At 69.0% G+C, this 25,238-nt stretch carries 24 protein-coding genes; 9 read left to right on the top strand and 15 right to left on the bottom strand.

All coding sequences use genetic code 11. The annotated features are described in order from the left end of the window. Window positions 1–14: 14 nt before the first annotated feature. Genes IE302_RS25540 through IE302_RS25525 form a run of 4 tightly spaced genes read right to left on the bottom strand, consistent with a single transcriptional unit; the run spans window position 15 to window position 3,616 of the window. Window positions 15–560 (bottom strand): NUDIX hydrolase, encoded by a 546-nt coding sequence (locus tag IE302_RS25540; RefSeq protein WP_191257018.1) that lies wholly within the window; start codon window positions 558–560, stop codon window positions 15–17. Further along, window positions 557–1,951, bottom strand: a complete 1,395-nt coding sequence (locus IE302_RS25535) for a coenzyme F420-0:L-glutamate ligase (RefSeq protein WP_373308023.1) — start codon at window positions 1,949–1,951, stop codon at window positions 557–559. Before IE302_RS25535 ends, IE302_RS25540 begins: the two co-directional genes overlap by 4 nt. Next, window positions 1,887–2,885 carry a 2-phospho-L-lactate transferase gene (gene cofD, locus IE302_RS25530; protein ID WP_191257016.1) on the bottom strand — a complete coding sequence of 333 codons (999 nt, stop codon included), beginning with the start codon at window positions 2,883–2,885 and terminating at the stop codon, window positions 1,887–1,889. Before cofD ends, IE302_RS25535 begins: the two co-directional genes overlap by 65 nt. Continuing rightward, a complete protein-coding gene (locus IE302_RS25525) occupies window positions 2,882–3,616 on the bottom strand; it encodes a GNAT family N-acetyltransferase (RefSeq protein ID WP_191257380.1) in 735 nt (244 codons plus the stop codon). Before IE302_RS25525 ends, cofD begins: the two co-directional genes overlap by 4 nt. 53 nt (window positions 3,617–3,669) lie before the next feature. Between IE302_RS25525 and IE302_RS25520 the strand changes: the two genes are divergently transcribed. From IE302_RS25520 to dapC, 3 genes are all read left to right on the top strand, one after another. After that, a complete protein-coding gene (locus IE302_RS25520; protein ID WP_191257015.1) occupies window positions 3,670–3,864 on the top strand; it encodes a hypothetical protein in 195 nt (64 codons plus the stop codon). Between the two features lie 109 nt (window positions 3,865–3,973). Continuing rightward, window positions 3,974–4,294 (top strand): ferredoxin, encoded by a 321-nt coding sequence (gene fdxA / locus IE302_RS25515; protein ID WP_005155436.1) that lies wholly within the window; start codon window positions 3,974–3,976, stop codon window positions 4,292–4,294. Continuing rightward, on the top strand, window positions 4,291–5,382 hold the full coding sequence (gene dapC / locus IE302_RS25510; protein ID WP_191257014.1) for a succinyldiaminopimelate transaminase: 1,092 nt from the start codon (window positions 4,291–4,293) through the stop codon (window positions 5,380–5,382). Before fdxA ends, dapC begins: the two co-directional genes overlap by 4 nt. Before the next feature lie 686 nt (window positions 5,383–6,068). On the opposite strand, the gene IE302_RS25505 is transcribed toward dapC, so the two are convergent. Then, the gene (locus IE302_RS25505) at window positions 6,069–6,677 is read right to left on the bottom strand and encodes a TetR/AcrR family transcriptional regulator (protein WP_191257013.1); all 609 of its coding nucleotides are present in this window, start codon (window positions 6,675–6,677) and stop codon (window positions 6,069–6,071) included. A gap of 79 nt (window positions 6,678–6,756) precedes the next feature. Here IE302_RS25505 and IE302_RS25500 point away from each other — a divergent pair, with 79 nt between their 5' ends. Next, window positions 6,757–8,160, top strand: coding sequence for an FAD-dependent monooxygenase (locus IE302_RS25500; RefSeq protein ID WP_191257012.1), 1,404 nt, complete (start codon window positions 6,757–6,759; stop codon window positions 8,158–8,160). Here the strand turns inward: IE302_RS25500 and IE302_RS25495 are convergent. The 3 genes from IE302_RS25495 to IE302_RS25485 form a co-directional block, all read right to left on the bottom strand. Continuing rightward, window positions 8,136–9,104, bottom strand: a complete 969-nt coding sequence (locus tag IE302_RS25495; RefSeq protein WP_191257011.1) for a CHAD domain-containing protein — start codon at window positions 9,102–9,104, stop codon at window positions 8,136–8,138. The two genes, IE302_RS25500 and IE302_RS25495, sit on opposite strands and share 25 nt — an antisense overlap. Window positions 9,105–9,221: 117 nt before the next feature. Then, complete coding sequence (gene dapD, locus IE302_RS25490; RefSeq protein ID WP_191257010.1) at window positions 9,222–10,208, bottom strand: 2,3,4,5-tetrahydropyridine-2,6-dicarboxylate N-succinyltransferase; 987 nt, start codon at window positions 10,206–10,208, stop codon at window positions 9,222–9,224. A gap of 27 nt (window positions 10,209–10,235) precedes the next feature. Next, window positions 10,236–10,631 carry a hypothetical protein gene (locus IE302_RS25485; RefSeq protein ID WP_191257009.1) on the bottom strand — a complete coding sequence of 132 codons (396 nt, stop codon included), beginning with the start codon at window positions 10,629–10,631 and terminating at the stop codon, window positions 10,236–10,238. A gap of 42 nt (window positions 10,632–10,673) precedes the next feature. On the opposite strand from IE302_RS25485, the gene dapE reads away from it, so the two are divergent. After that, window positions 10,674–11,747: a succinyl-diaminopimelate desuccinylase gene (gene dapE, locus IE302_RS25480; RefSeq protein WP_191257008.1), complete on the top strand. Its 1,074-nt coding sequence runs from the start codon at window positions 10,674–10,676 to the stop codon at window positions 11,745–11,747. On the opposite strand, the gene IE302_RS25475 is transcribed toward dapE, so the two are convergent. Then, window positions 11,744–12,427 (bottom strand): aminoglycoside phosphotransferase family protein, encoded by a 684-nt coding sequence (locus IE302_RS25475; RefSeq protein ID WP_229907934.1) that lies wholly within the window; start codon window positions 12,425–12,427, stop codon window positions 11,744–11,746. The two genes, dapE and IE302_RS25475, sit on opposite strands and share 4 nt — an antisense overlap. After that, window positions 12,424–13,677 carry a helix-turn-helix domain-containing protein gene (locus IE302_RS25470; protein WP_191257007.1) on the bottom strand — a complete coding sequence of 418 codons (1,254 nt, stop codon included), beginning with the start codon at window positions 13,675–13,677 and terminating at the stop codon, window positions 12,424–12,426. Before IE302_RS25470 ends, IE302_RS25475 begins: the two co-directional genes overlap by 4 nt. Before the next feature lie 111 nt (window positions 13,678–13,788). Here IE302_RS25470 and IE302_RS25465 point away from each other — a divergent pair, with 111 nt between their 5' ends. Beyond that, on the top strand, window positions 13,789–14,553 hold the full coding sequence (locus tag IE302_RS25465) for a DUF3152 domain-containing protein (RefSeq protein WP_191257006.1): 765 nt from the start codon (window positions 13,789–13,791) through the stop codon (window positions 14,551–14,553). Between the two features lie 74 nt (window positions 14,554–14,627). Here the strand turns inward: IE302_RS25465 and IE302_RS25460 are convergent, their stop codons facing one another. The 5 genes from IE302_RS25460 to IE302_RS25440 all read right to left on the bottom strand — a co-directional run bounded on the left by IE302_RS25460 (window position 14,628) and on the right by IE302_RS25440 (window position 21,672). Next, window positions 14,628–15,683 (bottom strand): chitinase, encoded by a 1,056-nt coding sequence (locus IE302_RS25460; RefSeq protein WP_191257005.1) that lies wholly within the window; start codon window positions 15,681–15,683, stop codon window positions 14,628–14,630. A gap of 204 nt (window positions 15,684–15,887) precedes the next feature. Continuing rightward, on the bottom strand, window positions 15,888–17,474 hold the full coding sequence (locus IE302_RS25455; RefSeq protein WP_191257004.1) for a M28 family peptidase: 1,587 nt from the start codon (window positions 17,472–17,474) through the stop codon (window positions 15,888–15,890). An 82-nt stretch (window positions 17,475–17,556) separates the two neighbouring features. Continuing rightward, entirely contained in the window at window positions 17,557–19,821 is a 2,265-nt protein-coding gene (locus IE302_RS25450; RefSeq protein ID WP_191257003.1) for a M4 family metallopeptidase, read from the bottom strand. 280 nt (window positions 19,822–20,101) lie between these two features. Continuing rightward, the gene (locus IE302_RS25445; RefSeq protein WP_373308022.1) at window positions 20,102–21,424 is read right to left on the bottom strand and encodes a helix-turn-helix domain-containing protein; all 1,323 of its coding nucleotides are present in this window, start codon (window positions 21,422–21,424) and stop codon (window positions 20,102–20,104) included. A gap of 38 nt (window positions 21,425–21,462) precedes the next feature. Continuing rightward, window positions 21,463–21,672, bottom strand: coding sequence for a DUF397 domain-containing protein (locus tag IE302_RS25440; protein WP_229907933.1), 210 nt, complete (start codon window positions 21,670–21,672; stop codon window positions 21,463–21,465). Between the two features lie 141 nt (window positions 21,673–21,813). On the opposite strand from IE302_RS25440, the gene IE302_RS25435 reads away from it, so the two are divergent. The 3 genes from IE302_RS25435 (at window position 21,814) to IE302_RS25425 (ending at window position 25,153) form a co-directional block, all read left to right on the top strand. Further along, window positions 21,814–23,676 carry a glycoside hydrolase family 9 protein gene (locus IE302_RS25435; RefSeq protein WP_191257002.1) on the top strand — a complete coding sequence of 621 codons (1,863 nt, stop codon included), beginning with the start codon at window positions 21,814–21,816 and terminating at the stop codon, window positions 23,674–23,676. A gap of 113 nt (window positions 23,677–23,789) precedes the next feature. After that, a complete protein-coding gene (locus IE302_RS25430; protein ID WP_191257001.1) occupies window positions 23,790–24,575 on the top strand; it encodes an LOG family protein in 786 nt (261 codons plus the stop codon). After that, on the top strand, window positions 24,575–25,153 hold the full coding sequence (locus IE302_RS25425; RefSeq protein ID WP_125680437.1) for an LOG family protein: 579 nt from the start codon (window positions 24,575–24,577) through the stop codon (window positions 25,151–25,153). Before IE302_RS25430 ends, IE302_RS25425 begins: the two co-directional genes overlap by 1 nt. Window positions 25,154–25,238 lie beyond the last annotated feature (85 nt).

The following is a 25,238-nucleotide window of genomic DNA, read 5'->3' as shown; positions in this document are numbered from 1 at the left end:
CGTCAGCCGACACCCTAACCGGCCGACGTCGCGGGCAGTGCGGCTTCCACCAGTTCGGCGAGATCTTCCGACCCTTTCGGCAGAGAATTCACCGGCCACCACCGAAGATCGTCCGATTCGTCGCTTTGGACCGGTTGTGCGCCGCGGGGTGCGCGCACCGCGAAACGTACGTCGAAATGCCGGGTCGGCACGCCGAGCGAGCAGGTGATCGGGTGGACGTCGAGATGCACCGGGACCGGCTCGATCAGCAGGTCCTCGATGCCGGATTCCTCCCGCGCCTCGCGGAGGGCGGCGTCCGCGAGCGTCGCGTCGCCCGGCTCGCAATGCCCGCCGAGCTGCAGCCAGCGCCCGACTCGCGGATGCAAGGTGAGCAACACGTTCTCCGCGTCGGTGTCGAGGAGGACGGCCGACGCGGTGATGTGCCCGGCCGCGCATTCACGGCGGCAGACGTCGTCGCGGGCGGCGAGGAAGCCGAGATAGGCCTGGCGCAAGGATTCCTGGGCGGCGTCCGCCGGTCGCCAACCGGACAAAGTGGACACAACATCGTCGTGCAGGGTCACAGTTCGAGAAGTCCTTCACCGGGTTCGACGGGACCGCGCGCGGGCGGCAGGGCGGCGGGATGGCCGATCGCGACCGCGCCGAGCGGCTCCCAGCGGTCGTCGAGGCCGAGGACCTCGCGCACGATATCCGCGGCGAAGATGGTCGACCCGATCCAGCACGAGCCGAGGTCTTCGGCGGCGAGCGCGACCAGCAGGCCCTGCACCGCCGCGCCACCGGCGACGGTGAACATCGTGTGCTCACAAGCGTTTCGGCGGTCGTCGCGGTAGGTGTGCGCGCCCTCGGCGACGAGGAACGGCACCACGACCTCAGGCGCGTTGTACAGGATGTCGCCGCGGCTGAGGCGCTTCGCGACCTGCTCGGGGGTGAAGTCGTCGCCTTCGAGATCGGCCTGCCACGACGCCTTCATCGCGTCGAGAAGCTTGCGGCGCAAGCCTTCCTCGCGCAGCCACACGAACCGGACCGGCTTCGTGTGGTGCGGCGCGGGCGCGGTCAGCGCCGTCCCGACCGCGCGGCGCAGCACCTCGGGATCGACCGGCTCGTCGGTGAACGAGCGGATCGAACGCCGCGCCAGCACGGCTTCCCGGCGGCCTTGCGCGAGGGATTCGTTGGTACCGAGGCGGAACAGGTCCTCCTCGACGGGCCGGAGCAGCTTGCGGGCCGTCGAACCGTCGTCGGTCAGCTGGAGGCCGCGGACCACGGCCACCGGCGTCCCGCCGAGTTTGCCCTTGACCAGATCCGCCGCTGCGGCGAGTTCGTCGGCGATCGCCACCTCGGTGACCGCGAGTTCGTTGCCCTGGCCGTCGATCTCGCCCGCGTACGAATGCAGCACCCGCAGACCGGACGCGCCGATCGCGGCGTCGGTCTGCCCGACCCGCCACGCGCGGCCCATGGTGTCGGTGACCACGACGGCGACCTCGACCCCCAGCCGTTCCCGCAGCCCGTTCCGCAGCGCGAGCGCGGAGGCATCGGGATCGGCGGGCAGCAGCGCGACCTCGCCGGAAGCCACGTTCGACGCGTCGACCCCGGACGCGGCCTGCACGATGCCGAGCTTGTTCTCGGTGATCACCGTCCGCTTGATCCGCGCGATCACCCGGACGGACTCCTCCTCGACGAGCTTGCGCCGGGCGGCGTCGCGCTCTTCGGGGTCGGCCGGGACACGGACCAGCATGCCCTCGGTCTTGGAGACGATCTTGCTGGTCACGACCAGGACGTCGCCCGAGCGCAGCCACGGGGCCGTCCTGACGATCGCGCCGGTCAGATCGTCGCCGGGGCGGAACTCCGGCAGGCCCTCGACCGGCAGGATCTCGATCTTCGAGGAAGCGTGATCAGTCAACGGAAACTCCCGCCAGATCGAAGGCCGCGCGCACCATGGCCGCGGTCGCGTCCACATCGGACATCAGCAGGGGGACGTCGCGGACGGCGACACCCGGCACGTCGACGGTTTCGCCCTCGGAGACCAGCCAGCCGTCGAGCACGCCCTCCGGGGATTCCTTGCGGGAACCGTAATGCCGTCCGACGGCTTCGGCGGAGGTTTCCACGCCGATCGCGCTCAGGCAGGCGTCGGCCATCCCGCGCAACGCCTTCCCGCCGATGATCGGCGAGACGCCGACGACCTTGGCGCGCGTCTTGCGCAGCGCGTCGCGGATTCCCGGGACACCGAGGGTCGTGCCCACCGAGACCACCGGGTTGGACGGCGCGAACAGCACGACGTCGGCGCCCGCGATCGCGTCGAGCACTCCCGGCGCGGGCTTGGCCTCGTCGGCACCGACGGCGATGATCGAATGCGCCTTCGGCTCGGCGCGATAGCGCACCCACCACTCCTGGAAGTGGATCGCCTTGCGCTGGTCTGGATCCTCGGGGTCGTCGATCACGACATGCGTCTCGACGCGGTCGTCCGACATCGGCAGCAAACGCACGCCCGGCTGCCAGCGGTCGCACAGCGCTTCGGTGACCTGCGAGAGCGGATAGCCCGCGCGCAGCATCCGCGAGCGGATCAGATGCGTCGCGATGTCCTTGTCGCCCAAGCCGAACCAGGTGGGCTCGGCGCCGTACGCGGCGAGCTCCTCCTTGACCGTCCAGGTCTCGCCGGAGTGGCCCCAGCCGCGCTCTTCGTCGATCCCCCCGCCGAGGGTGTACATGCAGGTGTCCAGGTCCGGGCAGATGCGCAGACCGTGCATCCACACGTCGTCCCCGGTGTTCACCAGCGCGGTCACCTCGTGCGGCGATTCCGGCGCGGAACCGGTCGCGGGCAGACCCAGTGCTTGCTTGACCCCCAGCAGGAAGCGGGCCCCGCCCACTCCGCCGACCAAAATGACGACCTTCACGACGGGCGATCCTCGCACGCGCCGGGACCCGGGGCCCAGTAGCGGTACCTGTGGTGCTCCGTACAGCCCAGGTTCTCGTACAGCTTCAGCGCGCCGGAGTTCGCCACCGCGACCTGGAGCACGATCCCGGTGGCCCCCTGAGCGGCCGCCCAGCCGCTCACCGCGTTCATCAGCCCGCGGGCCAGCCCCCGCCGCCGGAACTCCGCCCGGACCTCCAGCCTGCCGATGTGCAGCCATTCGCCGACGATCGCGCCGCGCACCGCCCCGGCCGTGACGCCGTCCAGTTCCACGACCCCGAAGCCCACCTTGCCGGTGCCGAGGACGTGCCTTGGCGCCTCCGCCAGCTCGGCGCCGCCGGTCGTCATCTCCCACCATCCGGACGTCGGCTCGTCGAGGACCACCGCTCCCGCCGAGGTCCCACGCGAGAGTGGCCCGGTCAGCACGGAGACCTCGTGCGCGGGCCGGTGTTCCACATACTGGACCCAGCCGTGGGCGGCGATGGCGTCTTCCGTGGACGTGTTCTGGATCACCTGAACGACCGGCGGAATGGCATGATGGTGGGCGAAGTCACAGGCCGCCCGCAGGGCGTCTGGCAGCGGTTTTCCCGGGTCACCGATCGCCAGCGCGCTGTTGGCGCGGGCGGTGAACCCGTCCGCCCAACGGAGCCTCCAGTCGCCGATCCGGCGCTCCAGCAGGGGCGTCCAGGCCTGGCTGCAGGTGAGCTCGAGCATTTCCGCACTGTTCACGGTTAGATTGTGCCAAGGAAGGCAGTGGAGGGACCCCGATGAGCATCGCGCGCAAGGACGACAGGCACAACGAAGACCTGGTCCGCGAGATCTCCGACGGCTTCAACCGGGCGTTGGGCGCGGAAAAGGCCGCCGAGGAGAAGAACGAGGAAGCGGCGAAGCCCGCCGCGCCGCAGTTCGTCATCACTGGGGACAGCAGGGCCACTCCGCCGCCTCGCCGCAGGGACCGCTGAAAGCCCATACCCGGAGTACGGATAAGGGTGGCCTAAGCGGGCCCTGCGCGCCTGTGGGCGCGTAATGTCCGTTGCAGACTGGTGAAGCAGAGATAAGCAGGAGTACGCAGTGACCTACGTGATCGCCGAGCCCTGCGTCGACGTGCTCGACAAGGCGTGTATCGACGAGTGCCCCGTGGATTGCATCTACGAGGGTGACCGCATGCTGTACATCCACCCGGACGAATGCGTCGACTGTGGTGCCTGCGAGCCGGTCTGCCCCGTCGAGGCGATCTACTACGAGGACGACGTCCCCGACGAGTGGAACCCCTACACCAAGGCCAACGTCGACTTCTTCGACGAGCTCGGCTCGCCCGGCGGTGCGTCCAAGGTCGGCAAGACCAGCCACGACCCCGCCTTCATCAAGGCTCTTCCCCCGCAGGGCGAATGAGCCGGGTCGCTCTTCCTGATTTCCCCTGGGACTCCCTCGCCGGAGCCAAGGCGAAAGCCCAGGCACATCCCGGCGGCATCGTCGACCTGTCGATCGGTACGCCGGTGGACCCGGTCCCCGAGAGCATCCGCGCGGCGCTCGCGTCCGCGTCGGAGATCCCGGGGTACCCGACCACGCACGGGATTCCCGAGCTGAGGGCCGCCGCGATCGAGGCGCTTTCGCGGCGGCACGGCATCGAAGGCGTTCCCGAGGCGGCCGTGCTGCCGACGATCGGTTCGAAGGAACTGGTCGCGTCGCTGCCGCGGCAACTGGGGTTCGGCCCCGGTGACCTGGTCGTCATCCCCGAGGTGGCGTACCCGACCTACGAGGTCGGCGTGCTGTTGGCGGGTGCTTCCCTGCTTCGCGCGGACAGCACTTTCGCGCTGGGCCCGCAGAAGCCCGCGATGCTGTGGCTGAACTCGCCGTCGAACCCGACCGGGCGTGTGCTGGGTGCCGACCACCTGCGCAAAGTCGTCGAATGGGCGCGGGAACGCGACGTCGTCGTGGTCTCCGACGAGTGCTATCTGGCGCTGGGCTGGGAAAGCGAGCCCGTGTCGATCCTGCACCCGTCCGTGCACGGCGGCTCCCTCGACGGTCTGCTGGCCGTCCATTCGCTGTCGAAATCCGCGAACCTCGCCAGCTACCGCGCCGGGTTCGTCACCGGTGACCCGAAGCTGGTCGCCGGGCTGCTGGAGATCCGCAAGCACTCCGGGCTGATCGTGCCGCGGCCGGTGCAGGAGGCCATGGTCGCCGCGCTGAAGGACGACGAAGCCCTTGCCGTGCAACGGGAACGCTACGCGCGCCGTCGGCTGGTGCTGCGGAAGGCGTTGCTGGACAGCGGTTTCGAGATCTCGCACTCCGAGGCGGGACTGTATCTCTGGTCGACGCGCGGGGAATCCGCGCTCGACACCGTCGACTGGCTCGCGGATCGCGGCATCCTCGCCGCGCCGGGCACGTTCTACGGGCCGACCGGTGGCCGGCACGTCCGGATCGCGTTGACGGCGACGGACGAGCGGATCGATGCGGCTGTGGAGCGACTCACCGCCTGATTTCGGCGCGGTTGGCTTGCCTCACGACGTGCTATGAAAGGCCCCTTCATTGCAAAATTTGCAATGAAGGGGCCTTTCATAGCGCGGTGTGGTTGATGTGACTGATGGGGCGGGTGAGGTGTCGGTCGGGGTGGTCGTGAGTGGTAAGTGACGTGAGAGCGGACCTGCATTTACCTACCTACGCCTGACCTGCGCGTGGGTGCCGGATACGCGGCTGCCGGGCTCGACGGTGAAGGAATTGGGACGTTGGATGTCCCAATTCCTTCACCGTCGCGTGAGGTCGCCCGGTCTCAGATCTTGATCAATGGAGGATTGGGGACACTCAACCTCCCCGATCCTCCGTTGATCAAGGTCGTACCCCGCCGATGAAGGATCCAGGACGTTCGCTGTCCCCAATCCCTCATCACCAAGGCCGAGCGTGGAGGATTCAGGACGTTCAACGTCCCCAATCCTCCACACCCGACCGCCAGTCACACCAGTGGATAGGTAAATACAAGTCCGTGAGAACAGCACTTACCACTCACGCCCCCCAACCCAGCGCGGTCTGGCTGGCCGGGGTGTTGTGAACGCCACTTTCGCAACGTTGAAGGTTGTGAAGGTGGCTTTCACAACGTCCGAAGCCGGCTCGCGGGCGAGCGAGCAGGACACCTTTGCCCTACCCCTCATTGCAGCGGTGAAGGGGCGCTTCAGCTCACGTCGCGACCGGTGAAACCCCGGTAGATGAACCGCGTCAGTGCCTCGATGGCCTCTTCCTCGGCGAACGCCGACGGGTCGACCAGCCACGTGTGCGCGAACCCGTTGACCAGCTCGGCCATCATCGCGAGCGTGAGCCGTTCCGACGCCGGGAGTTCTATCCCCGCCTCGGTGATGTACCCGAGATGGTCGAGGAGGTCGGCCGCCTGATCGGAGCCGAACCGCGCGTAGGTGCGCGCGAAGTCGTCGCTGACCATCGCGGCCTGGCGCAGCGCGAGCATCGTCGCGGCGTTGTCGCGGTGGAAATTCCAGTACTCGCGGACGTGCCAGCGCACCGCGTCCGGGTCGGTGAAGTCGGCTTTGTGCTCCGGCAGGGAGGCATTGACGTCGCTCGCCGCCGCGAGGTCCGCGAGGAGTGCTTCGAGCAGCTCTTCCTTGCCCGCGAAGTGGTTGTAGAACGATCCCGCCGCGCGTCCGGCCTCGGCCGTGATGTCGGTGATCTTGGTGTTCAGGTACCCCTTCGCCGCGAAAACGCGCTTCGCCGCGTCCTTGAGCGCGGCCTCGGTCTCCGCCGCCTTCTCCTTGCGGCTCGTCGCCGTCATCGGCACCTCCTTGACACGGAAGGCTAGCAACGATCATAGTGAATATAGATTCACTGAATCATAATTCACTGGAGGAGAGATGACCGAGGTCCTGATCGCGGGAGCCGGGCCGACCGGGCTCACGCTGGCCATCGACCTGGCACGCCGCGGCGTCGGCGTGCGGATCGTGGAGAAGGCCGAGACGTTCTTCGAGGGATCGCGCGGCGACGGCCTGCAGCCGCGCACGCTGGAGGTCTTCGAGGACCTCGGCGTACTGGACGCGGTGCTGGCCGCGGGGATGGCGCCGGTGCCGATGAAGATCCACCTGGGCGGCGAGGTCGTCGGCGAGCGGATGATGGCCGAGCTCACCGAACCGACACCGGACGTGCCTTACCCGAACGGCTTCTTCCTCGGCCAGTCGCGGACCGAGGGGATCCTGCGCGACCGGCTCGCCGAATTCGGCGTCCAGGTCGAGCTCGGCACCCCGTTGCTCGGCTTCGAGCAGGACGCCGACGGCGTGACGGCCGAGTTGCCGGGCGAGCGGATCCGGGTCGACTACCTCGTCGGAGCCGACGGCGGGAAGAGTTTTGTGCGCAAGGCACTCGGGATCGCGTTCGAGGGCACCACCGACGAATCGATCCGCATGCTGCTGGGCGACGTCCAGGCCGAGGGGCTCGATCGCGCGTACGGGCACTGGTTCGCGAAGCCCGAAGACCCCATGAGGGGGATCGGGCTCACGCCGCTGCCCGGGGTGCCGCATTTCCAGTTCGGCGCGCCGCTGGGTGAAGACGAGGTCGAGGCGTCACTGGCCACGCTGCAGTCCCGGCTCGACGAGCTGTCCGGCGGCGGGGTCCGGCTGCACGATCTGAGCTGGTCGACGGTGTGGCGGCCCAACATCCGGCTCGCCGAACGGTTCCGTGATGGCCGCGTCTTCCTCGCCGGCGACGCGGCGCACGTCCACCCGCCGACCGGCGGCCAGGGCCTCAACACCGGCGTCCAGGACGCGTACAACCTGGGCTGGAAGCTCGCCGACGGTGCGCCGGAGCTGCTCGACAGCTACGAACCCGAGCGTCGCGGGGTCGCCGCGCGGGTGCTGAAGGTCAGCACGGAGATCCTCGAGAAGTACAAGGAGGGTGCGGACGACGCGCACGAGCGCGGCGAGAACACGCGTCAGCTCGACATCGGCTACCGAGGCGGCCCGCTCGCGCCCGAGGCGACCGGCCGGATCCGGCCCGGTGATCGCGCCCCGGACGCACCGCTGAGGGACGCGAACGGCAAGCCCGTCCGGCTGTTCGAGCTGTTTCGTGGTCCGCAGCCGACGGTTCTGGTGTTCGGTGACGGTCCGGCGCCCGAAGGCGCACGGCGGATCCTGCCCGCGGGCAGCGCACTGTCCGATGTGGACTTCGAGGACGTCGGCGGGCACGCCTTCGCCGCTTATGAAGCCGAGAACGGGCGGCAGGTGTCGATCCGCCCGGACGGCTATATCCGCGGGCTCACCGCCTGAGCGGCGGCGTCGACCTCCGCCCAGACGTCGCGCCACACGGCGCGGACCTCGGCACGGCGCAGCAGTTCCTTTTCCGCGATCCGTCCCGCGATGAAGGCGATCTCGGCATCGACAGAGGCCACGACACCTCGCATCCGATCCGCTGCGACGCAAGCGTCCTGATGGTCCCCGAGGACGGTCTGGAAGTTCTTGGTGGCCTTGATCAGCCGCTGGATCCGCTCCGCCTGCTTCTTCTTGGCTGCGGGCTTGGCCATCTCGGCGGCGTAGCGGAGCTTCTTGCCGTAGATGCGAAGCGCGTGAAGGTCATCATCCGGGGGATCACTGGGAAGCGCCTTCACTGCCTTCGCGAGCTTTCGATGCGGCTTCGCGAGGCCGGCGACGAGATCGGCCGACGTCTGAGGACTTTCCTCGGCCTCCACGGTGGCGGGCTGCCGGGCGAGACGGCCGATGTCCTGCAGCATCGAGGCGTACCGCGGGCTGGTGAGGGCGCGGGTGAGCCGCCGCTTCGCGACCCCGCGTTCGGTGACGAATTTCGAGACGAGACGGCGGGCGGCGGGCTGGTCGCGCACCTCGAACTCGGCGACGACCTCGCGGAGGTGTCCGATGAGGACGTCGTAGTCGCGGACGTCGCCGAGGGATTGGCCGAGCCAGCCGAGTTCGGCGCGCACGGGTTCGGCGTCGGGGCCGACGAGGCGGCCCGAGAGTTTGAGGACGCTCCGCATGCGGCGCAGCGCGACTCGCATCTGGTGCAGATCCTCGGGGTCGGCGCCGGATTTGGTGCCCGGTTCGTGGGCGAGGAGCGCGCGGATCTCGACGTCGAGCTTGACCCGGACATGGGTGGCCGCCGGATCGTCCGGCCCGGCTTTCGCGGGGCGGTCGCCGAGCCCGAGCGCGGCCGGAGTGGTCGAAGGGGCGTTCTTACGCGGCAGGGTCTCGGCTGTCACAAGATGAATTCTAGGTGAACAGGCAAGGTGGTCCAGGCCCTGAGAGAAGCAAGGGACCTTTGCTGTCGCTCTCCGGGGGAGAGTGACAGCAAAGGTCCCTTGCTCTCGTTCCGCAGGTCAGTTGGCGTGCAGCGCCGCGTTCAGCTCGATGCCGACGCCGGTGCGCGCGACGACCTCGACGGCGCCGGTCCCGGAGTTCCGCCGGAACACCGCGCCCGAGATGCCGGACAGCTCCAGCGCCTTCACGACCTTGCCCTCGAAGGTGACCTTCGTGCCGGCCGTGACGTAGAGGCCCGCTTCGACGACCGAGTCGTCGCCGAGCGAGATGCCGACGCCGCCGTTCGCGCCGATCAGGCAGCGCTCGCCGATCGAGATGGTCTCCTTGCCGCCGCCGGACAGCGTGCCCATGATCGACGCGCCGCCGCCGACGTCGGAGCCGTCGCCGACCACGACGCCCGCCGAGATCCGGCCCTCGACCATCGAGGCGCCGAGCGTGCCGGCGTTGAAGTTGACGAAGCCCTCGTGCATGACCGTGGTGCCGTTGGCCAGGTGCGCGCCGAGCCGGGCGCGGTCGGCGTCGGCGATCCGGACGCCGGCGGGCATGACGTAGTCCACCATCCGCGGGAACTTGTCCACGCCGTAGACGGTGACGTTTCCGCGCGCCCGCAGCCGCAGCCGGGTCGCCTCGAAGCCCTCGACGGGGCACGGCCCGTGGTTGGTCCAGACGACGTTCGCCAGCAGGCCGAAGATGCCGTCCAGGCTCGCGCCGTGCGGCCGGACCAGGCGGTGCGACAGCAGGTGGAGGCGCAGGTAGACGTCGTGCGTGTCGCCGGGGGCGTCCGCGAGGCGGGCGATGGTCGTGCGGACCGCGACGACCTCGACACCGCGGTCGGTGTCCGGGCCGAGCTGGGCGGCGGCCGCTTCGCCGAGGGCCTCGGAGGCCTCCTCGGCGGTCAGCCGCACCGTGCCGGCCTTGCTGTCGGCACCGTCGATCAGCTTGGGCAGCGGGAACCAGGTGTCCAGCACCGTGCCGTCGGTCGTGACGGTCGCCAGTCCGACGCCGGTGGCGCCGGTCGTTTCGGGATCAGGGGTCTGCTCGCTCACGTCCTGAACGGTACCCAGTGACCCTCGTCAGCCGCCGACGAGGCTCTTCACGCTGGTCAGCGCAGCCGCCATGTCGCCGAGTGCCTGGCCGCACGGACCGCCGGGAGCGGCCTGGTCCTGGCAGTTCGCGGTCCGGAAGACGGAGATCGGCCGGTCGAGGAGGTCGGCCTGCGCCGACAGATCCGGGCGGCGCTTGCGGACGCTGCCCGCGGCGCTGGAGAGTTCGGTCACGTACTTCTGGCAGCCCTTGGGCGATTCGGTCCCCGGCGCCAGGTAGCACTGGTCGGTGCTCAGCGCTTTCAGCTTGATCGGCAGCACGTCCGGCCCCTCGCTGCGAGTGGGTTTCACCGTGACCGGGACCTCGTTCGATCCACAGCCGCTGAGTACCAGGAGAAGGGCGAGCAGGATCGCTTTGGTGCGCACGCCTTCACGGTAGCCCCGGGGCCGCGCCGGTACGGTGCGGGCATGCCTTCGCTCGATCTGCACGCGGACCCCGTCGACCTCACCGCCGCGCTGGTGGACATCTTCAGCGTTTCGGAGGAGGAGAAGGTGATCGCGGACACCGTGCAGGCCGCGCTCCAGGCGCAGGCGCCGCATCTCGAAGTGATCCGCAACGGCGACGCCGTCCTCGCCCGGACGAACCTCGGCCGTCCTTCGCGGGTGGTGCTGGCGGGGCATCTCGACACCGTTCCGGTGAACGAGAACATGCCCGTCCGCCGTGAGGGGACCGGCGACGACGAGATCCTGCACGGTCTCGGCACCGTCGACATGAAGAGCGGCGACGCCGTCTTCCTGCACCTCGCCGCCGCGCTCCGCGAGCCGAGGCATGACATCACCTTCGTGTTCTACGACTGCGAAGAGATCGAAGCGACGAAGAACGGCCTCGGCCGTATCGAGCGTGAGCTGCCCGAGTGGCTCCAAGGCGACCTCGCGATCCTCGGCGAGCCGTCGAACGGCGGGATCGAGGGCGGTTGCCAGGGCACGATGCGGATCGAGATCCGCGTCGAAGGCGTCCGGGCGCACACCGCGCGCGGCTGGATGGGCGTCAACGCGATCCACGGCCTCGCCGAACCGCTGCGCAGGCTGGCCGAGTACACGCCGCGAGTGGTCGACATCGACGGCCTGACCTACCGCGAAGGCCTCCAGGCCACGAAGATCGGCGGCGGGGTCGCGGGCAACGTCGTGCCGGACGAGGCCGTGCTCACGATCAACCACCGGTTCGCGCCCGACCGCTCTGCGGAAGAGGCCGAGGCGCACCTTCGCGAGATCTTCGAGGGCTACGACCTCAAGATTGTCGACTTGTCGCCAGGTGCCTTGCCTGGTTTGAGTGCCCCCGCGGCGGCCGAACTGGTCGCGGCGGCCGGTGGCAAGGCGGTCGCGAAGCTGGGCTGGACCGACGTCGCGCGCTTCGCGGCTCTCGGGATCCCGGCGGTGAACTTCGGGCCCGGCGACCCGACGCTGGCGCACACACGGCAGGAGAACGTGCGGGCGGGCGAGATCCGGCAGGTCGCCGCCGTGCTGCGCGAATTCCTCAGCTAGCCAGGGCGAACATGGGCGCGATCGATCGCGACCAGGCCGCGCGACGCGCCGCCGTCCAGGACGTTGCCGAGGTGGAGATCGCCGTGGAGCAGCGCGACCGTGTCCTGAGTGGACAGCAGGGACTCGCAACGATCGATCGCCCGCTGCCAGGCGGCCGGGCCGATCCGGGCGTTGATGGCGGGTTCGGCCAGCCTCCGGCCGATCCGGTCGAAGGCCTCGTCGAACCGGCCGCGCAGCGTCCACGGCCAGTCCGACGGCGGGGCCATGGCATGCAACGCGGTGAGCAGCTCGCCCCAGCGTCCTGGCAAGGAGTCCGAAGGCAGATCCTCGGCGACCGTGCCCGGCCGGATCTCTTCCAGCACCATCGCGCCCGCGTCCGGGGCGGCGGCCAGCACGCTGGGCACCCGGCCCGTCGGAGCGAACACGCGCAACATCTCGATCTGCTTGGCCAGCAGTGCCCCGTCCGGGCTGAGTTTGAGCGCTGCCGGTGTCCCGTCGGACCACCGGCAGCGCAGGACGACGGACGAGGCTCCGCTGTCGAACAGCTCGCCGAGCTCGAAACCCCACCGGGACGCCAGCCGCGCGGCGAGGCCGGGAACCCCGGCCAGCCACCCTTCGGCGCCGGGACCGAATCGGCCCACCAACCGGGTGCCGATGTCTTCCAAGTCCACTGGGGTCACGTCGGGACGTCCTCCTCTGCGCCGAGCAGGAGCAGTCCGCGCCGCAGTAGATCCGCAGCTTCGTCCGAGCGCCCCTGATCGCGTAGCAACTCTCCCGCTTTGTCGACTGAAGCAGCCAAGACACCGCGCGCATCGCGAAGAGCGGCGACGTCGATGGCGTGCGTGAAGCCCGCTTCGGCTCCTTCGAGGTCTCCGCGGGCCAAGGCCAGTGAGCCCTGTTGAAACTTGAGGGACGCGGAGAGCGGCGAGCCCGCCGGGATGCCTTCGGTCGCTTCGGCGAGCAGCGCGGCGGCGTCGTCGAGACGGCCGAGTTCGCGGCAGACGTCGGCGAGTTCCAAGGTGACGGCGTGATCGGCCGCGGCCGCCCGGGAGGCGCGAAGGTCCGCGAGAGCGCCTTCGAGGTCGTCGGCACGCCGGATCAGAGCCCGCGCGAAAAGGCACCGGGCGAGCACCGGCCGCAGGGCGCGTTCGTGGAGCAGGTCGTGCAGCACCGAGACGGCGGCGACGGCGTCGGGCACCCGGCCTTCGGCGAGGTACGCCTCGGCCAGCCGGTGCTGATTCCCGGTGAGTTCGGCCAGGATCTCCTCGCCGCCGCGCGTCAGGCGTAGTGCCTCGCCCGCGTGATGCGCGGCCTGGGTGGTTTCGCCGAGCCGGAGCCGCCCTTCGGCGAGGTACGCGTGAAGTGTCAGCAGAAGCACCGGATGCGGATGACGGGCGAGGCTCGCGTCGAGCGCGGTCTCCAGCAGATGCATAGCGTGATGCGGCTCGCCCAGACTGATCAGCACGTTCGCTCGCAGCGCGGCGGCCAGTTCGCGGTACGGCGGGATGTCGTCGGCGAGAGCGGCTTCGGAGGCGGCCACCAGCCGCGAGCGCGTGCCGCCCTCGGTGAACCGCGCGAGCCACAGCCAGGCGAGCCCGGCCTGACGGGGGCGGCCGATCTCCTCGGCCCGCCTGGCCAGCCGCCGCATCTTCGGGGCCGAGCCGTTCCCGGCGAGGAAGTCCGCCGCGGCCGCCGCGATGTCCAGATCGAGCCGGACGTCGTCGCGGGGCGAGGTCACGCCGAGCAACTCTCCGACGTCCACGCCGAGTCGCGCGGCGAAGTGGCGCAACGCGTCACCGGACGGCGTCCGCGCTCCCGTTTCGACGGACGAGACGTACGCGGCGGTGTAGTGCGGCTCGGCGAGTTCGCGCTGGGTGAGGCCACGTTCGGCACGCAGCCGCCGCAGTCGTCCGCCGACCTCCTCGCCCATGACCGAGAACGATACGGGCGAACGCGCCGAAAGGTTGCGCGCGCGATCCCACAACTTCTCCCGGCCGCGGGCCGTATCCCTGGATGTGACCGATGTTCTGCGGGAGGACCGATGACCGTGCGCCGTGCCCTGGCCGTCGCCGCGTGCGTCCTGGCGAACGCCGGTTGTGAAGCTCACGAGGTCGCGCCTCCCGCGGCCACACCGGTGCCGGTCATCGCTCCGCCGACGTCGCTGGGGTCGCCTTCGCCGAAGCCCGTGCTGGCGCCGTCGTCACCCGAAATCACCTTTCCGCAGGCGGGATCCGGACAGTGGATCTTTCCCGCCGGTGAAGGTCCGGTCGCCGGGCAAGCAGGGAAGCCGATGCGGTATCGCGTCGCCGTCGAGACGGACATCGCAGGCGTGAACCCGGACGGTTTCGCCAAGGCGGTCGAGTCCACTTTGGCCGATCCGCGTGGCTGGACCGGCGGCGGGCGATGGCGGCTGCAGCGGGCCGGCCAGGACGGCCCGGTCGATTTCACGCTCTACCTCGCCACGCCTCGGACGCGCGACGCGCTGTGCGGCAGGCCGGACGGCTACACCTCGTGCCGCAACGGGAACAGTGTCGTGCTCAACGTGGCGCGCTGGGCGAACGGCGTTCCCGGGTACGGCGCGCCGCTGACGGCGTATCGCCAGTACATGGTCACGCACGAGGTCGGGCACCGGCTCGGGCGCGGCCACGAGAAATGCCCCGTGCCGGGCGCGCTCGCGCCGGTGATGCAGCAGCAGACGCTGGGCCTGCACGGCTGCGCCCCGAACCCGTGGCCCTATCCGGACGGGAAGCAGTACTCGGGTCCTTCGGGGGAGTACGCCGATCCGATCCCGAGCGGCGGCTCATGAGGTCGGTCCAGGTGGTCGTGAGTGGTAAGTGTCGTTCTAACGACACTTACCACTCACGACCCACTCGCGCCGGTTCAGCGGCCCTGGAGCGACCGCACGTTGTTCCCGAAGGTCCAGCTCCGCGAACCGTCCCAGTTGATCGACCAGGTCATCAGGCCCTTGAGCCCTGGAATACTGCGGTACGCCTGGGAAACCAGGCCGGTCGACATGTAACCGCCGCCGGCGCCTGCCTGCGCGGGCAGCCCCGGAACCTGCTTGTCGTAGGGAACGCGGATGGTCGTGCCCTGGATCACGAGACCCTTGTCGAGGCACTCCGTCTGCTTGACGAAGCCCTGAACCGTCCCGGCCTGGTACGAATCGCCGGAGCAGCCGTACATGCTTCCGTTGTAGTACTGCATGTTCAGCCACCACAGCCGGCCGTTGTCCGCGTACTTCTTGATGACCGGCAGGTACGCGCCCCAGATCGAGCCGTAGACGACGCTGCCGCCGGTGACGTAGGCGGTCTCGGGTGCCATGGTGAGCCCGAAGTTTGACGGCATCGCGGCGAGCACGCCGTCGATGATGCGGATGAGGTTCTTCTGCGACGCGGAAAGCGTGTTGATGTTCCCGCCGCCGGTGAGACCCGTTTCGATGTCGATGTCGATCCCGTCGAAGTTGTACTTCTTCAGGATCGGCACGATGGTCGAGACGAATTTGTCCGCCACGGTGGACGAATTGAGGTCGATCCCCGCGGTGGCACCACCGATGGACATCAGGATCGTCGCACCCGCGTCCTTGGCGGCGCACATTTCGGACGGGGTCGCGACCTTCACAGTCGCGTCCATCCCATCCTCCCATTTCGCCGTTCCGTCGGACAGGATGACCGGAAAGGCCGCGTTGATCACGTTGTACCCGTTGGCTTTGATCCGGGCGTCGGTGATCGGGATCCAGCCGAGCGGCGGGTGGACGCCGTTCGAAGCGCCGTCCCAGTTCTCCCAATAGCCTTGCAGGACTTTGCCCGCGGGCTTCGATTTGACCGCGCAGACCTCGGCGTCCGTCGAGGCTTGCGCCGGGGTCAGGACGACCAGCGTGGTGACGGCGAGTACCGCAGCGCCGGTGATTGCGAGCAGCCGTGAGACGCGACCGAACATACCCAGCTCCCATCTCGAAAGCGGTAGTGAACGAACAGGAAGCGGCCGTTCGGCTCAACATAGGTCGCGGTACCCGGCTCCCGCTACCGACGATCGGGTGGTCTAGACCAGATATCGAAAGGTTGTCCGAAAATCGTTCTCACGCACGAGGGCCATCTCACGAGGCCGGGTGTCCTCGTGAGATGGCCCTCGCCATTCGGATGGTCAGACTGTGATGGTCCAGCTGTCGAGCGTGCCGGTGTCACCGGAGTAGGCGTCGTAGACCACGAGCGTCCAAGTGCCGGAAGCCGCCTCGTTGGTCACGGGCACCGAGTAGTTCCGGGTGCCGAGCTCCGTGCAGGGCAGCGAACCGGTGGCCTTGACCGAGTACGAGCTGCCATCGGGAGCCTTCAGGCTGATGCGAAGGTCCTCGGAGCAGGTGTGCGTACCGGTGATCGACACCTTGACCGGCGAGGTCGCCGTACCCGTCGCACTGGAGGTGATCGGGCTGTTCACCGTGCCGTAGTCGGCGATCGGGTAGTCCGTGCCGTTGGTGAACGTGCGGACGCTGACGTTGCCGACGGTGAGCGTGTACTGCGCCGTGCGGTCCACGGCGGTCCCGTCACCGGTCACCGTGATCGTGCTGGTGCCGTTGGGAGTGTCCGCCGACGTCTGGATGGTGAGCGTCGAGGAGGCGCCGGACTGCACCGAAGCCGGGTTGAACGTCGCGGTCGCCCCGACGGGGAGGCCGCTGGCGCTCAGCGAAACCGCCTGTGCCGCACCGGAAGTCGTCGTGGTGTTGACCGTCACGGTCGCCGACTGTCCAGGTTGGACGGTGCCGGAAGCCGGGGAGAGACCGAGCGAGAAGTCGGGGCCCGTCGAGGCGCCGACGGCGAGCTTCCAGAGCGCGTAGCCGATCGCGTCGCTGTTCTTCTCCAGCGGGGTGTCCGGGATGTTGGACAGCGTGTCGCAAGCGCGGTGGTAGCAGCTGTCGAACGCGCGCCCGGCGGTGCCGCCCCATTTCTGGGCCTGCGCGGCGCTCTTCGTGTACCCGGCGCCGGTCGCGAGACCACCGACCGGGATGCCCGCGCTCTTGAACGACGCGTGGTCCGAACGGCCGTCGCCCTCGGTGTCGCCCTCGGTCTGGATGCCGATGGTCCTGAAGTACTCGTCGAACGTCGCCTTGACCGAGGCGACGTCGTCATAGACGAAGTAGCCCCAGTTGTCGGAGCCGATCATGTCGAAGTTCAGGTAGGTCTTGATCTTCGTGCGCTCGGCGGCGGGCAGGTTGTTCACGTAGTGCTTGGAACCGCGCAGGCCGGACTCCTCGTCGGCCCACCAGCCGAAGCGGACCCGCTTGGCCATCGTCGGATTCTCGCGGGCCAGGGTCAGCGCGACTTCGAGGATCGAGGCCGAACCCGAGCCGTTGTCGTTGATGCCGGGGCCGGCACTCACGCTGTCGAGGTGCGCGCCGAGCATGATGACCTGGCTGGCGTCACCCTGCGGCCATTCCGCGATCACGTTCTGGCTCTGGCCCGCGCAGCCCGTGCAGGTCTGCAGCGTGACGTTGTAGCCCGCGTCGCGCAGTTTCTGCGCCACATAGGACACCGACGCCGTGTAGCCCGAACGACCGGAGGCGCGGTTGCCGCCGTTCTGGTTGGCGATCGTCTGCAGCGCGCTCAAATGCGCCTTGACGTTGGCGAGCGAGATGTCCGGCGCGGCGTTGGTGGTCGCCTGCGCGGGTGTCACGACGACACCCAGTACGGCGGCCATGCCGACGACGGCCGCTCCTATTCGCTTTCCCCACTTCATGCCGGGGTTTCCTTCCTTGACGGGATTTGCGGAAGGACTCCTGCCCCCGGCGGGGGCAGGAGTCCTTCGCCTGCGAGGGGAGCTAGACGGTGATCGACCAGCTGTCGAGCTTGCCGGTGTCACCGGAGTAGGCGTCGTAGACCACGAGCGTCCAGGTGCCCGCCGCGACTTCGTTCGTCACCGGGACCGAGTAGGTCTTGGTGCCGAACTGGGTGCAGGGCAGGGAACCGGTGGCCTTGACCGAGTACGAGCTGCCGTCGGGGGCCTTCAGGCTGATCCGGAGGTCCTCGATGCAGGTGTGCGTGCCGGTGACCGTCAGCTTCACCGGGGACACGGCGTTGCCGGTCGCGGTCGAGCTGATCGGGCTGTTCACCGTGCCGTAGTCGTTGATGGCGTAGTCGGTGTCGTTGGTGAACGTCCGGATGTTGCTGCTGGTGCCGACGGTCAGCGTGTACTGCGCGGTGTGCGAGCCGCTGGCCGCGGTACCGGTCACCGTGATCGTGCTGGTGCCGTCAGGGGTGCTCGCCGACGTCGCGATGGTGAGCGTCGAGGAGGCACCGGACTGCACGGACTCCGGGTTGAACGTCGCGGTCGCCCCGGCGGGGAGGCCGCTCGCGCTGAGCGCGACGGACTGGGCGGCACCGTTGACGGTCGCGGTGTTCACCGTGACGGTCGCCGATTCGCCGGGCTTGACGGTGCCCGACGCCGGGGTGACGCCGACCGAGAAGTCGGGGCCGGACGGCGTGCACTGGGTCGGCTCACCGGTCGCCGCGGTGACACTGATGCCTTCCCACGCCGCCTTGGTGGTGTTGAACTCGGTGCAGGAACCGGGGTACAGCGCGAGCGCCGCCTCCAGGGTCGCCTTGCGGGCGGCCTTGTGGTTCCAGCTGGAGGTCTTCTTCAGCAGGCCGTTGTAGAAGATCTTCGCGGCCTTCTGGATGCCGATACCGGTGATCGAAGTGTTGTTGCAGGTCGGGCTGGCAGGCTTGCCGACCGGCGCGGTGCCCTCGGCCAGCAGGTAGAACCAGTGGTTCTGCGGGCCCGCGGCCGCGTGCACCTCGGTGTTCGGAATGGACGACGAGTAGCAGTTCGGGTTGCCCGAGATCCGGCTCGGCTGGTTCATGTAGCGGATCGGGCCCTGGCCGACCAGGTTCACGCCCTCGCCGACGTCGTAGTCCGGACGGTCCTTGGCGTTGTTGGCGTAGTGCTCGGTGATGGCACCGAAGATGTCACCGGTGGACTCGTTGAGGCCGCCGTTCTCGTTGCCGCTGCCCGCGCCGCCCGGCGTGGTCTGGAAGATGGCGTGGCCGTACTCGTGCGCGACGACGTCCATCGGGGTGGCCTGGCGCTGGTTGTCCTGCGAGTGCCCGAAGGTGGTCGAGGAACCGTTCCAGTAGGCGTTGACCTGGTTGAGGCCGACGTAGGCGGGGAAGCCGCCGCCGTTGCCGTTGATGCCGTTGCGGCCGAGCCATTCGCTCAGCATCTTCCACTCGGTCTGGACGCCGAAGAGCGTGTCGACACAGGCGGTTTCCAGGTCGGTGCCGGAGCCGTTGCCCCAGTTGTCGTCCGGTCCGCTGTAGGGCGAGCCGTTCTGGCGGGCACAGCTGATGTTGCTGCGCTGCGGGTCGCGCATGGTGTACGTGCCGCCGGAGTTCGTCGTGTCGATGGTGACGTTGCCGACGTAGTAGCTGTTCCCGGCGCCCAGCGTGCTGACGTCGTTCGACGTGGCCTTCGTGGCGGCCGGGATGTTGGACATCTTGACGTCGTCACGGGTGTCGAGGATCGCCCCGGTGGCGCCGTCCACGAAGACGTGCAGGTTGCTCGGCGCGGCGGCCTTGGTGCCCGCGACGACGACCTCGTAGGCGAGCTTGGGGGAGTTCCCCGCGAGCACGACGAGCTTCGGCGCCACGACACTGTCTACTTTGGACAGCTGGCCGCGGGCGACCTCGGTCGCCTTCGCCGCGGAGATCTTGGCCTTGGTGTCGACCGAGATCGCCGCGGTCTCCGCGGCGCTGGTGCCGCGGACGCGCCCGGCGCCGTCGGCCACCACCACCGCGTCCCCGCCGACGACCGGCAGGCCACGGTAGGTTCGTTCGTAAGCGGCGTAGAAGAGGCCTCCGCCACCCGGTGTCATCCCGACCCGGTGGAAACCCTCCTGCGGACCTTTCCGCAAGTGGTCTACACCAGCCGCGGCGGCCTGGTCGGCCGCGCTCGCGGCCACCGCGTCGGGGCTCGCGGGCTGGATGGTGGCGGTGGTCGCGTTCGCCGGGATCGCCGGGAACGTCATGCTCAGGGCAAGGCCGGCGACAGCCGCCAACCCTGTTCTGAGCCCTCGCTGAACGGTCATGGGAACCTTCCATGGGCAGGACCGTGTACCCGGCACGGCCACTGGCGCGGCGGGGAATTCGACCGGGTCGGGAGCACGGCGGGGGACGGGGATGCGTGTCCGTTCAGATAACTGGAGTTATCTCGATGGACACGTTCGAAGTAAAGGAGCTGCTCGCCGGGAGCGTCAATGGGCCGGATGGCCTAGCGGCACACGTGAAGATCATTCCACGCGAAGTGAAATCCCTGTGTAGTAAGCATTTTCCCGCCGGTCGCGATATATAGCGACTTTCGTATGGTTTTCAGTCCGACGGCCCGGAATCGGACATAGCGGCCGCGCGCACGCCGCGGCGATAGGCCTCCGACGCTTCTTCGATTAATCCGCGAGCGCGCAACGTGTCGCCCAAATGCAGAGAGGTGGCGACGAGCGCGCCGAGCAATTCGGAATTTTCCTGTGCGGTGGCGGCTTCTTCGAGCAACGCGGTCGCTCCGGGCAGATCGCCGCGGGCGCGGGCGATGAGTCCCAGTAACCGGAGAACCTCGGCCCTGGCCTCGATGTCGGGGGATCGATCCAGAAGCGGCCGGATCCCCTCGGCGAGTTCGGCGGCTTCGTCGAGTGCCCCTTGCCGACGGCGGACGTCGGCGAGTTCGATGGTCGCGCCGAGAACGCCTTCCCGGGAACCGGCTTTGGCCAGGAGATCGCGCGCGAGCAGCAGTTCGGCGTGTGCCTCGTCGAGCTTGCCCAGCCTGCGCCACAGGAAACCCCGCGCCCAGCGGCACCGGGCGGCGTCACGGTCGTAACCGATGGAGGTGAACAGCCGCAGCGCCCGCGAGAGGTCCTTCTCCGCGCGGTCGACCAGGCCGATCGCCTGCCACAGCTGCGCGGCCTGCCGGTGGTACCGCGCGGAGATGTCCTTGCGTCGGGCGGAAACGAGGGCGCGGCGCCCTTCTTCGGCCGCCCGCCGGGCACGGCGGAGCGCGCCCATTTCGATGAGCGGGTGGATCAGCGCGGTCACCAGCGCGAGCTCGGCGTCGTGATCGACGGGACCGGCGGCGCGGAGCCCGGCGAGCGCGTTCTCGGCGAGCGCGACCGCCGCGCCCAGGTCTCCCGAAAGCGCCCGGCAGGCGGCGACGCGGTTGACGATCATCGCGCGCAGCCGGGGCGAGGCGGTGCCGGCGAGTTCCATCGCGTAGGCGAAGCCCTTGTCCGCCAACGGGATGTCGTACCGCTGCCACTGGACCTCGCCGAGATAGAACCGCGCGTGGCATTGGACTTCCGGTAGCCGGTACTCCGCCGCGAGCCGTTCCACGCGGGTGAATTCGCGTTCGGCGGTCTCGAGTCCGCCTTGTTGCAAAAGGCGATAGGCGATTTCCAGGGCGCCGGTGAGTTCTTCGGCGGCGCCCGGCGGTCTGCCGAAGCGGAGTTCGTCCGCGGTCAGCCCGAGCCGTCGCGCCAGATGGGACACCACGTCGTCCGAGGGCAGACGGCGGCCCGACTCGACCTTGGCGAGGAAGCCGCGGTCGTAGCGGGGCTCGGCGAGCTCGCGCTGGGTCAGCCCGCGTGCCCGGCGCAACCGCCTGACTCGCGCGCCGAGTGGTTCTGCCCCGGGCGGCATGGACGGCACCGGACCACGGTAGACGATTTCCCGGCGGTTTCCGCCGGTCAGCGGGACAAGTGGGTGAGCAATGCGGTGAAACCCGGCGCCGGGACCACGAGAACCGGCCTGACCTCGGCCGGGAGTTCGCGTTGCTTGGTGTCGCGGATGCCGACGAGGGTGCCGTCGGTGCCGACTTCGACGCAGGCGTTCTCTTCCCAGTGGGTGTGGCTCGACTTGTGCCAGCCGGTCATGCGCTCATGCCAGGTCGTGGTCATCCCGGTGGGATACCCGCTGACAACGGCCTCAACCCTGTGACTTTCTCCCGGCGAATCGGACATATTGACTGGGCGGGTCCCGGGGGCTAGCGTCTTGCGCCATAAAAAGGAAACTTTCTTAACTAATTGGGCGAGGCGCCGATGATGGTGAGTTCCTGGTCCCGGGCGGTGGCCGCGGTTACGGCACTGGTCCTCGGGGGTTTGACGGTTCCGGCGGTTTCGGCCGCGGCGGCGGTTCAGGGTGAGGTCCGGGTCGACCAGGTCGGCTACGGCATCACCGAAACCAAGTACGCCTACCTCCTGTCCAGCGCGCCGGGCTCGTTCTCGGTGGTCGACGAACGCGGCCGGACCGTCCACCGTGGACGGACCGGCACCTCGCTCGGCGCGTGGAACGCGAAGTATCCGGCGGTGTACCAGCTCGACCTGTCGAAGGTCTGGCTGCCGGGCAAGTACCGGATCGTGGTCAGCGGCGAGACCACGGCGACGTCGCCGACGTTCCGGGTGGACACCAAGGACCGGCTGTTCACGCCGCTCGTCCGCGCCACCAACGAGTTCTTCCAGGCGCAGCGCGACGGCGACGACGTCATCCCCGGCAGGCTCGGCCGCAAACCCTCGCATCTGGCCGACAAACAAGCCACGGTCTACGACTGGCCGGTGTTCGTGGGCGAGGGCGGCGACGAGATCGCCGAACCGCTGAAGCCGATCGGCGGGCCGGTCGACGTCGAAGGCGGCTGGGTCGACGCGGGCGACTTCGTCAAGTTCACCTCGAACACGGCGTATTCGCTGGCGGAACTGGGTTACGTGCTCCGCGAGGGCTACGACCCGGTGCTGGCCAAGGAGGTCAAGCTCGGCCTCGACTGGCTCGACAAGATGTGGGACCAGCGGAGCAAGACGCTCTACGCCCAGGTCGGGATCGGGACGGGCAGCGACAAGTTCGGCTTCCTCGGCGACCACGACGTCTGGCGCAACCCGCACGACGACGACGCGCTCGACGTGAAACCCGGTGATCCCAAGTACTTCGTCAAGCATCGTCCGGTGTTTCCGGCGAACCCCGGCGGCTCGGCGCTCAGCCCGAACCTCGCCGGTCGCGTCGCCGCGGCGTTCGCACTCGGCGCGCAGGTCGAGGCGAAGCGGAACCCCGCGCTGGCAAGGAAGTACCTCGCCGAGGCCGCCTCGGTCTTCGCGCAGGCCAAGACCGAGAACGTCGGCGAACTGGTCACCGCCTTCCCGCACGCGTACTACCCGGAATCGTCCTGGCGGGACGACATGGAACTCGGCGCGACGCAGCTCGCCCTGGCGGGCAAGGCCTTGCGGGACCCGCGGGCAGGCGAATGGACGAGGCAGGCGGCGCGCTGGGCGAAGGCGTACATCGACCTCGAAGAGAAGAGCACGCTCAACCTGTACGACACCAGCGCGCTGGCGCACGCCGAACTGGCGAAGCTCCTGCGGCACGGCGTCCCGGGTGCCGCGCTCGGCCCGAAAGAACTGATCGGTGACCTCCGGCGTCAGCTCGACGAAGGGGTCGCGAGCGCGGCTCAGAGTCCTTTCCGGACGGCCGTGTCGGTCAAGGACTTCGACGCCGCCAGCAAGAGTTTCGGGTTCGCCGCGACCGAGCGGCTGTACGCGGACGTGACCGGCGACCGGCGGTACGCGGCGTTCGGCTCGCAGCAGCGGAACTTCACCCTCGGCGCGAACGCGTGGGGAATCTCGCTGGTCGTCGGTGTCGGCACGACGTCGCCGAAGTGCCCGCACCACCAGGCGGCCAACCTCGCGGGTGAGGAGAAGGTGCTCTACGGCGCGGTCGTGAATGGACCGAACGGGGCTGAGCACTTCGCGGACCTGCCGTTCCCTGCCGGGGCGAAGGAGTGCACGAAGCCGTACGACGCCTTCGACACCACCGAGTCCCGCTATACCGACGACCTGGCCTCATGGCCGAGCAACGAGCCCGCCATCGACTTCACCTCGACGGCGATGCTCGCGTTCTCCCTGGCCGGACGTTCCTGACCGGGATCGCGGGGCCCGCCTGTCCGGGCGGGCCCCGCGTTCGCGTACCCGACAACTCCTGTTCGCGGCGATGCTGCCGCTCCGGACGGTGACGACGTCGTAGTCTTGGCGGGGTGAGTGAGACAAGCGAGTTCCCCGACGGCCAGTACCCGGAACGTCCGATCGAGCGCCACAAGGGCCCGGTCGTGCTGCGGCGGGATCGCCGTGACCAGGGCAGCACCACCGACCAGCGCCTGCTGGACTCGCGGGGGCCGAGCGACTGGGTGCACACCGACCCGTGGCGGGTGCTGCGGATCCAGGCGGAGTTCGTCGAGGGCTTCGGCGCGCTGGCCGAGGTGCCGCGCGCGGTGACGGTGTTCGGTTCGGCACGGACCAAACGGGACCACCCCGAGTACGAACTCGGCCGCAAGATCGGCGGCGCCCTCGCGAACGCGGGCTTCGCCGTGATGACCGGTGGCGGCCCCGGCGCGATGGAAGCGGTCAACCGCGGCGCCAACGAGGCGGGCGGCTTCTCCGTCGGCCTCGGCATCGAGCTGCCGTTCGAGCAGGGCCTGAACCCGTGGGTCGACCTCGGCGTCAACTTCCGGTACTTCTTCGCCCGCAAGACGATGTTCATCAAGTACTCGCAGGCGTTCATCTGCCTGCCCGGCGGCTTCGGCACACTCGACGAGCTGTTCGAGGCGCTCACCCTGGTGCAGACGAAGAAGGTCACGAAGTTCCCGGTCGTGCTCTTCGGCAGCGACTACTGGGGCGGCCTGTACGACTGGATCGCCAAGACGCTGCTCGCCGAGGGCAAGATCGGCGAAAAGGACCTCGACCTGCTGCACGTCACCGACGACATCGACGACGCAGTCCGGGTCGTGCAGGACTCGTACCAGGCATGGGAGGACACCCACTGATGGCGGCTCCACGCCGGGTTTGCGTCTTCTGCGGCTCGTCGATGGGCTTCGACCCGCGCTACGCGGACGAGGCGCGGGCGTTGGGCACGCTGCTGGCCTCGCGGGGGATCGGGCTGGTCTACGGCGGTGCTTCGGTCGGCACCATGGGTGTCGTCGCGGACGCCGCGCTGGCCGCGGGCGGCGAGGTGATCGGCGTGATCCCGGAGGCGCTGGGCAGCGTCGAGATCGCGCACGCCGGCCTGACCGAACTGCACGTCGTCGCCGACATGCACCAGCGGAAGGCGAAGATGGCCGCCCTGTCCGACGGCTTCCTCGCGCTGCCGGGCGGGGCGGGGACGCTGGAGGAGCTGTTCGAGGTGTGGACGTGGGCCCAGCTCGGGCTGCACGAGAAGCCGATCGGGCTGGTCGACGTCGGCGGGTACTACGCGCCGCTGCTGAAGTTCGCGGACCACATGGTGTCGGAGGGCTTCCTGTCGGCGGGGTACCGGGACATGCTCTCGATCGACTCGGACGCTTCGGTGCTTCTGGACGGCTTCGCGGACTATGTGCCTCCTCCGCGTCCTAAGTGGGCTAAGTAAGGCTTCGGGTGCCGGTGGTCGTGAGTGGCGTTTCGGGTTAGAACCCGAAACGCCACTCACGACCCCCTTGCGGCCGGGTGCTTCG

The sequence above is a fragment of the Amycolatopsis oliviviridis genome (genome assembly GCF_014654365.1).
Classification (GTDB): domain Bacteria; phylum Actinomycetota; class Actinomycetes; order Mycobacteriales; family Pseudonocardiaceae; genus Amycolatopsis; species Amycolatopsis oliviviridis.
This window is presented reverse-complemented; position numbering and strand designations above follow the sequence as displayed.

Bases quoted from the DNA above. Each gene is read 5' to 3' on its own strand.
- dapE (WP_191257008.1), top strand. From the start codon at position 10,674: ATGCCTTCGCTCGATCTGCACGCGGACCCCGTCGACCTCACCGCCGCG.
- IE302_RS25520 (WP_191257015.1), top strand. From the start codon at position 3,670: ATGAGCATCGCGCGCAAGGACGACAGGCACAACGAAGACCTGGTCCGC.
- IE302_RS25505 (WP_191257013.1), bottom strand. From the start codon at position 6,677: ATGACGGCGACGAGCCGCAAGGAGAAGGCGGCGGAGACCGAGGCCGCG.
- IE302_RS25450 (WP_191257003.1), bottom strand. From the start codon at position 19,821: ATGACCGTTCAGCGAGGGCTCAGAACAGGGTTGGCGGCTGTCGCCGGC.
- dapC (WP_191257014.1), top strand. From the start codon at position 4,291: ATGAGCCGGGTCGCTCTTCCTGATTTCCCCTGGGACTCCCTCGCCGGA.
- IE302_RS25460 (WP_191257005.1), bottom strand. From the start codon at position 15,683: ATGTTCGGTCGCGTCTCACGGCTGCTCGCAATCACCGGCGCTGCGGTA.
- IE302_RS25500 (WP_191257012.1), top strand. From the start codon at position 6,757: ATGACCGAGGTCCTGATCGCGGGAGCCGGGCCGACCGGGCTCACGCTG.
- IE302_RS25440 (WP_229907933.1), bottom strand. From the start codon at position 21,672: ATGACCACGACCTGGCATGAGCGCATGACCGGCTGGCACAAGTCGAGC.
- IE302_RS25525 (WP_191257380.1), bottom strand. From the start codon at position 3,616: ATGCTCGAGCTCACCTGCAGCCAGGCCTGGACGCCCCTGCTGGAGCGC.
- IE302_RS25470 (WP_191257007.1), bottom strand. From the start codon at position 13,677: ATGGGCGAGGAGGTCGGCGGACGACTGCGGCGGCTGCGTGCCGAACGT.
- IE302_RS25455 (WP_191257004.1), bottom strand. From the start codon at position 17,474: ATGAAGTGGGGAAAGCGAATAGGAGCGGCCGTCGTCGGCATGGCCGCC.
- IE302_RS25465 (WP_191257006.1), top strand. From the start codon at position 13,789: ATGACCGTGCGCCGTGCCCTGGCCGTCGCCGCGTGCGTCCTGGCGAAC.
- IE302_RS25435 (WP_191257002.1), top strand. From the start codon at position 21,814: ATGATGGTGAGTTCCTGGTCCCGGGCGGTGGCCGCGGTTACGGCACTG.
- IE302_RS25535 (WP_373308023.1), bottom strand. From the start codon at position 1,951: ATGTGGACGCGACCGCGGCCATGGTGCGCGCGGCCTTCGATCTGGCGG.
- IE302_RS25425 (WP_125680437.1), top strand. From the start codon at position 24,575: ATGGCGGCTCCACGCCGGGTTTGCGTCTTCTGCGGCTCGTCGATGGGC.